At 33.7% G+C, this 10,536-nt stretch carries 8 protein-coding genes; 2 read left to right on the top strand and 6 right to left on the bottom strand.

The genetic code is table 11. The features are described 5' to 3' along the window. Positions 1–193: 193 nt before the first annotated feature. Genes AA088_RS17695 through AA088_RS11865 form a run of 3 tightly spaced genes read right to left on the bottom strand, consistent with a single transcriptional unit; the run spans position 194 to position 3,909 of the window. Positions 194–1,018, bottom strand: coding sequence for a T9SS type A sorting domain-containing protein (locus AA088_RS17695; protein WP_052752881.1), 825 nt, complete (start codon positions 1,016–1,018; stop codon positions 194–196). Between the two features lie 4 nt (positions 1,019–1,022). After that, positions 1,023–2,432, bottom strand: coding sequence for a hypothetical protein (locus tag AA088_RS11870; protein ID WP_157547175.1), 1,410 nt, complete (start codon positions 2,430–2,432; stop codon positions 1,023–1,025). A 10-nt stretch (positions 2,433–2,442) separates the two neighbouring features. Then, positions 2,443–3,909 carry an SUMF1/EgtB/PvdO family nonheme iron enzyme gene (locus AA088_RS11865; protein WP_046745208.1) on the bottom strand — a complete coding sequence of 489 codons (1,467 nt, stop codon included), beginning with the start codon at positions 3,907–3,909 and terminating at the stop codon, positions 2,443–2,445. A 328-nt stretch (positions 3,910–4,237) separates the two neighbouring features. On the opposite strand from AA088_RS11865, the gene AA088_RS11860 reads away from it, so the two are divergent. Both AA088_RS11860 and AA088_RS11855 read left to right on the top strand, forming a co-directional pair. After that, entirely contained in the window at positions 4,238–4,975 is a 738-nt protein-coding gene (locus tag AA088_RS11860) for a LytR/AlgR family response regulator transcription factor (protein ID WP_046745207.1), read from the top strand. 15 nt (positions 4,976–4,990) lie between these two features. After that, the gene (locus tag AA088_RS11855; protein ID WP_046745206.1) at positions 4,991–6,925 is read left to right on the top strand and encodes a tetratricopeptide repeat-containing sensor histidine kinase; all 1,935 of its coding nucleotides are present in this window, start codon (positions 4,991–4,993) and stop codon (positions 6,923–6,925) included. A gap of 57 nt (positions 6,926–6,982) precedes the next feature. On the opposite strand, the gene AA088_RS11850 is transcribed toward AA088_RS11855, so the two are convergent. Genes AA088_RS11850 through AA088_RS11840 form a run of 3 tightly spaced genes read right to left on the bottom strand, consistent with a single transcriptional unit; the run spans position 6,983 to position 10,436 of the window. Next, complete coding sequence (locus tag AA088_RS11850; RefSeq protein ID WP_046745205.1) at positions 6,983–8,653, bottom strand: hypothetical protein; 1,671 nt, start codon at positions 8,651–8,653, stop codon at positions 6,983–6,985. A gap of 5 nt (positions 8,654–8,658) precedes the next feature. After that, the gene (locus AA088_RS11845; protein ID WP_046745204.1) at positions 8,659–9,192 is read right to left on the bottom strand and encodes a YtxH domain-containing protein; all 534 of its coding nucleotides are present in this window, start codon (positions 9,190–9,192) and stop codon (positions 8,659–8,661) included. Next, on the bottom strand, positions 9,189–10,436 hold the full coding sequence (locus AA088_RS11840) for a DUF6638 family protein (RefSeq protein WP_046745203.1): 1,248 nt from the start codon (positions 10,434–10,436) through the stop codon (positions 9,189–9,191). Before AA088_RS11840 ends, AA088_RS11845 begins: the two co-directional genes overlap by 4 nt. Positions 10,437–10,536 lie beyond the last annotated feature (100 nt).

The following is a 10,536-nucleotide window of genomic DNA, read 5'->3' as shown; positions in this document are numbered from 1 at the left end:
CTATTCCTTAAAATCAAGTTATTCCTTTTTCTTTTTATGATTCTTTTGTAAACACTACATTTAATTTTATTATAGTTAAATATTTTTATACTGCTATACTGACTGTATAACTTTTGTGGAAATAGCCTTTTATAGCTATAAAAAAACCTCTTAGGTTGCTAAGAGGCTTTGCGAAACAAAAAATAGAAGCTTATTATTTTACAATAAGCTTTTTAGTTATTTTCAAATCATCAGATGTTATTGTAACTAAGTACAGACCGGAAGCAATATTGCTCACATCAATTGTATTTTCTTCTGATAATTGAAGATGAATTAGTTTTCCTGAGTTGTCATAGATTTCAATTTCTATATTATTTACGCGTTCAGGGGTTATTATTTTTACAATATCACTGGCTGGATTTGGATACAATGATAAAGTATCTAATTCATTTGTTTCTTCCACAGATAGTGTATTGAAATTGAATGTACTCATTCCAGATACAGCAGCAGAATTTGGATCGACTACGTTTACAAAAACCGTAGTACCATCATCTATCATGTCTGCTTGCTTAAATGACTTTAAGGGTGTTACTGAGTTTGCCAAAGCAGAATTGTTTTCTAAAATATATATAGTTCCACTAGTTGGACTTCCATTTACTGTAAATGTGTACACGTTTGTGTTGGTTGCGGTTGAAGGAGCTGGATATGTAGCAGGACTCCCCAAAGTTTCTGTTATTAAATATCCATCAATTGAAGGCATTCCTACATTGGTGCCATCAAAGAATGTAGCACTAGCACCACCTCCTAACGAAGTAGCAGATCCAGTATCAATTGTAACTCCATCAGGTACTATAATTGTAAATCCATAGCTTTGTACTAACGGGGCAAATGTATTTGAACTTGTATTTGGTACTGCTTGTACAGTAAAGTTATAAGCTCCATTATGTTGAAACGTATAGGTGTAGCCATCTTGAGCTTTTAGTGATGTAGCTAAAAAATAGATAAAACTCAATATTAATATGTTGATTGCTTTTTTCATAATTTTAATTTTCTGGTAATTGTTCTAAAATTTGATATGTACTAAAATTTAGGAAATTTCCTGGGTGGATTAATACATTTTGTAATATTATTGGCGTGTCTGGAGATGTTCCGGTATATTGAGTGTTTCCATCCATATCAATATCATGTGTATTGTATCCGTTCACTATATACGTAGGGAAGTTTAGGAAGTTTCCAGGATCATTGAGCACTAATGATAAAATACTTGGTGAATCAGGAGTAGTTCCTGAATATTGAATAATAGTATCTCCGTTTACATTTCCTGACCACATTGCCATTGTTCCATTTGCCAGTTGTACACGTGCATTACTTCCATAAGTAGCAAGACCACTGTTCGTAAAGTCAACACTAGTAGGAACTACAGATAGCGCTATTGTACTTTGTGTCATCATTGCTAAATGATTTCTATGGCGTATAGTAATAAAATAATTCCCTGTCATTCCTCGTAAAATAACATCTGAAGTCCCGTCTAAGCTTACAATATCTCCATCACGTTGTAATAGAGCAGACGTTTCGTCAACTATTAACGTATTGTCAGAACTGTCTCGAATTTCTACTAATACCCAATCTACAATATTATCTGCCATTAAACCTGTTCCAGAAATACCTCCATTATTAAACACATCTGAATTTGGTATAGATGTACCTGCATCATATGGGCTTATTTTCGGAATTAAGTTTCCTATCCGAAGATCATCATTCATTAATCCATCATCATTTGGACTCAATATGGGGCCTTGAAGTAGAGCCTTAGCTTGGATTCGTAAGTCTACAATTTGATTCGGATTTAAAAAACCTGTTTCTTGATCTACATCAAATCCATCACCATTTCCTCCTGAATACAACACGAATAATTGAGTATTTTGTAGCGTTGTTGCATTAAGAGAAGTATCATCATATCCGTCACCATTTCCTCCTGAATACAATACAAATAATTGAGTATTTTGTAGCGTTGTTGCATTGAGAGAAGTATCATCATACCCGTCACCGTTTCCTCCAGAATACAATGCGAATAAAGGAGCATTCTGTAAAGTGGTAGCGTTTAGACTTTTTTCATCAAATCCATCACCATTTCCTCCCGAATATAAAGCAAATAGAGGCGTGTTTTGTAGCGTCGTTGCGTTGAGAGAAGTATCATCATACCCATCACCATTTCCTCCTGAATATAACACAAATAATGGTGTATTTTGCAAAGTTGTAGCATTTAAAGCCCTTGCGTCATATCCATCTCCATTACTACCTAAGTACATTATTGTTAGCGAAGTATTGGTTAAGGTTGTGGCTGATAATTCTTCTTTGTCATATCCATCACCATTAGACCCGTTGAACTGTGCCGATATTTGCAAACTGTACAGGAGAGAAATATATAGTAAGAAAATAATTTTTCTTTTCATCTCCGTACTTTTAAGGTGCAGTTCTTACAGCTCTAAAGCCTAATCGGTTATTGCCTGTTCCAATTACAGACGCACCATCAAATCTATCAGAAACTCTAATGAAGTCAGATCCATTCAACCAACTTCCTCCTCGATAGCTGTAACCATCTCCTGTAGAATTATTTGGCCAATTGATAGCAGTTCCATTACCAGTAGAGCTAATGATTCCATTACCATGAACACCTGTAAAATTACGTCCTTGAGCAGTTCCAACAGTCACACAACGTTCATATAAGTTTCCAGACATTTCCATGATACCATAGTATGTGCCACCAGTTTCTTCACGATTATTATTTACGGCACTTGCGGCAAAAATTCCATTACGTAAAGGGCCACTAATCGTTCCGTTAGTATCAGCATAAATTGCATTTCCAGTATTCGTTTCCGGATTTGAAACACGTTCACTTGAAAAACCTGAGTTCACTAACGTATATGCATTTGAAGCGATATTAGCACTTCCCCACGCAAATTCTCCTGGTTTTGGTAGTACAGGACCGCGACAGGCTTTTTCGTATTCCAATTCAGTCATAGGGCGCATTCCTGTCCAATCCATATAAGCATTTATATCTCCAGGACTTAAATAACTACAAGCTCTATCAGGTGCAGAAGTTGTAGCACTTGCTGATCCTCCTGTCCAAGAAATGGTATTTCGACTGACAACACTGTCACTGTTTTTGTGATTTGCGTCTGTTACATCTCTGTTGGTTTTTTGTGTTTCGGTTAAGCTATTAAAAAAGCCTAACCATTGGGCTTCGGTAACCTCATATTTCATACAGTAAAAGGCATTAAACCCTTTTGGGAAAGCAGCTCCAAGTGTTCCGGTTTGATCTCCACCACTCGCACTGTCTCCAGTATAGTATAAATTTCCCGAAGTATTTGCTATGGTGATAGCAGCTTCGGAAGTAATTTGAAATGACGAACTTGTAGAAAAACCTCCAGCATAAAATTTATTAGATTCACTTCCTGTTGTTCCACCTACGTAAAAAGCACTTTGAGGAACATATACCATTTCAATGGCAAATACTTGAATGTCTATAATATCATTCGTATCTGTTGCGCCAAAATTCCAGCGAAGCTGTACGTTTTGAAAATTTACATTTCCACTCCCGTCACTATCTCTATAGATAAAAGCACCCATGCCATCAGAGGTGACATCTAAAGTGCTACCTGCCGCAGCGACTGAGTTTGCTTGGCTTACAATTGCATGAGTCCATGCTCCATTATTAACTCTATATTTTACAAAAACCCATGCAGCATCCCAGTTAGAAGGACCTGAGCTAATTCTCCAAGAATTGTCCCAAGCTACATCAAATTCTACATGAACCCAATTGGATACTTCATTTAAATTCTCCAGAGAAATATTATTTACCCTGATATTGTTTGCCTGCACAGAAAATATGAAGCAAACAAGTGTTAAAAATAGTGTAATTCTTTTCATTACTTTGATGTTTGATTGTTTAGTTATTAGATAATTGTATTGATGTGATTAAAAATCATATATCATAACATTAGGGCGATCATCTAAAATTTGGGAGTAGTTTGATTGACTCAAATATAGAATATGAAAGACATGCAACGAGTGATTTTTGTATAGATGGATTTAAAAGTTGTATAACCTGTTAATGCGTAAAAACAGTGAAAATACCCTTGTCTGTTATTTATTTAAAAAACCAAACCGCATATACATATTTTTACACCAATGATACGAACTACATAAGAAATATGTGTAAAAAGTGTACCTTTAGACTAATAAAAAGCAAATATGTATGCTCAGAGCGATTTTAATTGATGACGAACCTAAAGCACTAGAAAGCCTTTCATGGGAATTAGATAATTTTTCTGATGAACTAGAAATTCTAGCAAAATTTACGGATCCTGAAGAAGCTTTAGTATATATTGAAAAAACGCCTTGCGATTGTATTTTTTTGGATATAGAAATGCCAACAATGGACGGGTTTCAATTTCTAAATAGATTAAAATCAAAAGATTTTGCTGTAATCATTACAACAGCATACAATGAATATGCAATCAAGGCACTTAAAGAAGAAGCCATCGATTATTTGTTGAAACCTATTGATATGGACGATTTAAAAATTGCGATTTCAAAGGTTAAAAAGTATATATCCAGAAATGATGTCTCGACTGAAAAATTTGAGCGTATCTTGTCAGATTATAATAGTAGGTTCAATAAAAAACGAATTACAATTAATACTGATGGGAAATTAATTTTTTTAGACTTGGATGATTTGCTTTTTGCCGAGTCGGATGGGAATTATAGTACACTGTACTTGAATAATTCAAAAAAAATCGTCTTAACTAAAAAACTAAAAGAAGTCAATTCAATGTTGCCAGATGAACGATTTTTCAGAATTCATAACTCTTATATTGTGAATTTAGACAAGATTAAAGAATTTATTAAGTCTGATGGATATGTGATTTTGGTCTCAAATCATAAAATACCAATTTCAAGACAACGAAAAGCCGCTTTTTTAGAGAAATTATAAGAAAATTAGAAGTGTATGCGCCATTTTAATAAGAATGCAACACTGTTCATTCTTGCCCTATTTTTTACAATGATATGTTTTTCACAAACTTCAGATAGTACTTTTGTGAAAGAGGCACATGCCTTGTTGGTAAAAAGACCAACAGCGTACTTCGAAATTAACGAGAAACTTAAAGTCTATACTAGAGATTCGTTACAACTTCAATATTTAATTAACGTATACCACAACAACGAATATCTTCAAGGAGAAAGTTATGCGCTGAATGCCATAGGAATTTATTGCAGAAATACTTCTCAATATGATAAAGCAATTGAATTTCACCAAAAAGCACTAGAAAAAGCGACAGAAGCGGGAGACAAGGAACTTCGTGTCAATGCGTTAAATATGCTAGGTGTAGTGTATCGCCGAATAGATGATATTCGAACAGCATTAGATTACCATCAAGAGGCATTAGCTTTGGCAGAAACTATTGAAAATCGTACCGAATCAGTAAATAGAAGTATTGCAGTTTCACTAAATAGTATGGGAAATATTTTTTTAGTGTTAGAACAGTATGACTTGGCTGTTCAGCGATTTACAAAGTCTATGAAAATAGAAGAAAGTGTTGGTAATAAGCTAGGATTAGCAATTAATTACCACAATATTGGATATGTAAAAGAAGCCAAAGGTGACCTAGAAGGAGCGCTTGCTGATTACAAAGAATCGTTGCGTTATAATAACGAAATCGATTCTGATTTGGGACGTGTAATTTGCAATAATACAATTGGTCGAATTTACATAAAGCAACAAAAGTATAATGAAGCCATCGAAATAATATCTTCTACTTTTGAAAAAGCGAAAGGATTACGAGATAAATTTCACCTTTCGGGAGTCTATACAAACTTAGGCTGGGCACATTTAGAATTAAAAAATTACCAAGAAGCTAAAAAATATTTAAATGAAGGACTGGCTCTTTCTAAAGAGTACAATCTGAAAAGTGCTATTGCAGAAAGCTATGGGCGTTTATCTGTCGTAGCAGAAGAAGAAGGTCATTACAAGGAGGCATTGGAGTTTCAAAAGAAGTCATACGAGCTTAATGAAGAAATTACTAATGAGAAGAATTTTAAATATGTAAATGACCTTATTGTAAAGTATGATACTAAAAAAATTAGCACACAAATTGAAACGCTAGAAAAAGAAAATCAAACAGTTAAGCAAACTTTAAAAAGGAATAAAAGTATTTGGATAACAAGCAGTATTGTATTTGCCTTTCTTGCAATCATGATTTACATTTTGTACCGACAACGACTGCTTAATAACGAGAAAAAGATCCTGACACTAGAGCAAGATATGCTGCGTAGCCAAATGAACCCACATTTTGTGTTTAACTCTCTTAATTCTATCAAACAATATATTATTAGCAATGAGCAGAAAAATGCAGTACATTACTTAAACAAATTTGCTAAGCTTATTCGAAAAATTTTAGATGCTTCTCGAGTAAAAGTAGTTTCACTAAGTGACGAATTGGAAACGATGGATTTGTATATGAGTATTGAAAATATTCGTTTTTCCAATGAAATTAATTTTGAAGTATTAGTTGATGAAGATATAGATCTTGATCAAATCAAAATTCCATCCTTAGTATTACAGCCGTTTCTAGAAAATGCATTATGGCATGGTTTGTCTTCTAAAAAGGGAGAAAAAAATATTAAGTTAGTGGTTAAAAAAACAAAAGATGATTTTGTAACAATTTCTATTATTGACAATGGAATTGGGCGTGAAGCAGCTCAAAAAATTGCCAGTGAAAAAATTGTAAAGCGAAAGTCTATTGGAATTGCGCTGACTAAAAATAGACTGGCAAATTTTGTAAAAGACTTTAAAAATAGTTTTTCAGTACATTTTTTAGACCTAAAAGATCAGCATAAAAAACCTAGTGGAACAGAAGTTGTACTTACAATTCCTTTAAAATAAAAAAACGCTGTTTTTATATAGAACAACGTTTTTTATTAAGTAGTTAAAAAAGCAAAATTAGTGTTTAATGCTATCTTTTTGAATTGCCAAACTATCAGCTACTATGTTCTCTTTTTGAACGGAAATCGTATCAACTATACTAAGTCGTTCCGTGTTTTCCTTGTCAGGATATAAATCACTATCTGATAATTGTTCAGAATCTTTCCAAGTTTCTCCCAATTGGTTCAAAATTTCAGTGTTCCATTGTGATGGATGCTTTGCATCAATCCAAACTACATCCTTATACGAAACATCTACTAAAGCGAGATCAGGTGTTGAACCGCCATCAAATTGATCGCTGTTTTCGCGTTTTGCGGCGATGGTACTTAGCATAAATAGACGTCTTTTTCCGGCAATATCTCTAATAAAAGGTCTGAACTCTACAGGTTTATTTACAGTCCAATCATACGATTTTTTAGATTCCATTACTTTTGCAGGCATGGCAGAAACACCTGCCAATCCTTCTTTTCGGCTAGCGTGATTGTAATAGTACACTTTTTTACTTCCATCAGCAGGAATGAAAACACTGATAGACAAACTTGTACGTTCGTCACCAATCGGTTCTAGTCCAAACCAATGATATAAACCATCATACGCATTGTTGACTGTTCCTGAAAATTTAAAATCAGTCACAAAAGGTTGCTGGTTTTGATCTTCTACAAGATCAGGAATTTTAACAGCCGTCTTTTTATTCCACGGAAGTGGATCTGTAAAACCACCTAAAAACATCATTGATTTTGCTTGTAAACGAGATACTTTTTCAGATAAAGTATTTTGACGTTGTAAATACGGATATTTTTGTACATCTTCTGCAGAAATATAAGTTCCTTTTCCAATAAGAAGGCGTTCTAAATAGTCGTTAAAATCATGGTCGCCAGCTTCTAGAACCATCACGCCTCCAAATGTGGGATAAGGAAAAAAGAATCCTTTCCATTTAATTAAACTTACTACTTGTACCCAATTTCCTTGATCGTTTTTCATGTAATATGCTTCGTGTGGTTCATAATTAAATAATTGCCACGGATTGAAGCGTTGTACAACCGCATTATACGTATTTCTGCTGAATGCTAGTGATTCACCAATGGAAAATGTCGCTTGAATTCTGTTCTCACTTGAAAAGCGAGGAGAAGGAGACGTACTTGATACAGAGAATAACTCTTCAATATTGTCTTTGGTTCGTTGGATAAAATATTCTTGCGAAGGCTGTACAGCCATTGTCCATTGATTGCGATCATCTACACGAACTAGTTGCGGTGTGGAAACTTCTTGTGTTTCAGAAATAGACTCGTATGCCATTGTTCGAATGTTATTGTATGGTTGAATTCGCTCATTTCTACTTAACGGTAGTTTTGAAATTTCTTGCAAATTCATATCATTAAAAACATTGTAGGTTTGCATGTAATCATACATCCCAACATTCCATAAGAGTACATAGATTACTGCAATGGAAGCAATGGTTAAAATTGCTCTAAAGATTTTTTTTAAAGCTGTAGTAGCTTTACGAAACGAACGTATTCCTAAGTAAATAATCGCAGCAAACAGTAGTAATATGAATAGGTACTTGCGTATGAACAATAAAAACGGTTGGTAGTCGTCTCTCAAAATGAACAACGTGCAGAAAAGAATCAACCCTATAATGATTAAGATTGTTTTTTGCTTGGTTCCTTTATTCCAATATCTTTTTAACATAGTTTCTATTTTAATAGTCCTTTATCTTTCAAACGTTCTCTGGCACTTTTTTCATTCGTTTCAGAGGTGTGATTGGTTTTTGTGCTTTCTTCTTTTTTATCAGATGAAAAACTAGAGGCTGCTTCTTTGCCTTTTTCTTTGATATCGTCTAGAAAGTCTTTTCCAGAATCGACTACTTTATCAATAAAATCTTCTGATTTGTCCTTTACATCAATAATGAAATTAGCAATGTAAATTCCAATCATCATTCCTAATAATGCGGAGACATAATGATATTGAAGCCCTGCGCTTTTAATTAAAGGCAGCACTAAAATAATAATGAGCCCTATAATGAGTAGTACATTCACAAAGATTAGTCTTGGAATAAATCCTCGCTTAACGATAAACCCTTTTTTGCTATGCACAGGCATTTGCAATTCTTTGGAATTAACCATTTTGTCAAACATTCGGTATAGTTTATTGTTTTTTGCTTCCAACCAATACAGGGAAATTCCAAAAACTATGCTCGAAATGAATATGATAAGTTCTAATAAGTTCATGAGTTCCAGGTGTTTTGTTTAATTAAATTAATAACCCAATCTTTATAAGATTCGTCCCAAGAGGTATATTCTTTATAAAAAGTTTCTTTGTCATACCAATACAAGAATAACGGATCTTTAAAGTTTGTTGTTTTTACAATAAGCTTCCATACCAGTTCTTGTTCATTCATAGGTAATTCTGGAGATGGAATTTGAATACAAGCAAGTACTTCAGGAGTCAATCCGCCTTCAATAGTGAGCGCATTTTCATCAGAAGAATTGGCTTGCAATCGATCTAATATTACTAGTTTCTTTCGCGATTGAATCGATAAGCTATTTAAATATCTTTTATATACATTTGGATTTTGTAAAATGGCACTCATGTCATGTGTTGGATCTTTGATTTGTGATAAAAAAATAGCTTTTTTCACACGTTCAAAATAGCCAGATTGAACACTAACCTCAGGGTCAAGTACAATCATTTTTTCAGCAGCCAAAGTACTGAAATAACGTTTGTCTTCAATATGAAAAGCTTGTGTTTGACTAGAGGTTTCTACTTTTTCGGCTTCTTCTTTTGATTCAAAGATTAAAATGTTTTTACCACTTCCATATCTTCTAAAAACAAATACGCCTCCAAAGGCCTTGGTGTAAAATGAACTGGTTTTGTAATCAATACTTTCCATTGTAAGCGTACGTGAGCGAAGGTCGCCATACTTTCTTGCAGAAGCTAGAATTTTTAAATGTAGACTTTCGTCTAAAAAATTATCTTCTTCACGAAACTCACGAATGAGTTCTAATTGTTGTTGTTGTATGCTATATAAATCATCTACAACAGTAAAACCTACTGTGATTTGGTTGTAATTTAATAGATCTTCAGGTTCATAGAATGCATCTATGTATTGATTTAAATCTACACAAATAGCAGCATCACGTGTTATATCTTTAATAGCAAGTTTATGTTCTTTAAACACAGAATTCATAATTTCTCTATCAAAACTGTGGAATGGCGAATACGCAGGTTTTTCATTTTGCTTTGGCGAAAGAATGATTGCATTTGGGTTAGCTTCTCCTGAATTCAAATAGAGAAAATCATTTTTTTCTTCGGCAATCTCCGGACTCCAACCCATAGCATCAATATGAAAACTTGATAAATTTGTTGGTGTGGTTCCTATATACAACAAACATTTATTATAACGCTCAACCAAAGCTCCTGTAATAGGAACTAATGCAGCGCCAAATAATTCAGATCGTTTTAATTTTTCCATGTATTCGGTTTCAAAGTGCTATAAAAATACAATTATTTATAGTTTTCTGATGAATAAAAAAGGTTCTTTTAAGTTCTCAAAAAAGCATATCTCATATTAT

Source organism: Kordia zhangzhouensis (assembly GCF_001005305.1).
Taxonomy (GTDB): Bacteria; Bacteroidota; Bacteroidia; order Flavobacteriales; family Flavobacteriaceae; genus Kordia; species Kordia zhangzhouensis.
The sequence above is the reverse complement of the archived record's forward strand: the minus strand, read 5'-3'. Positions and strand labels throughout refer to the sequence as shown.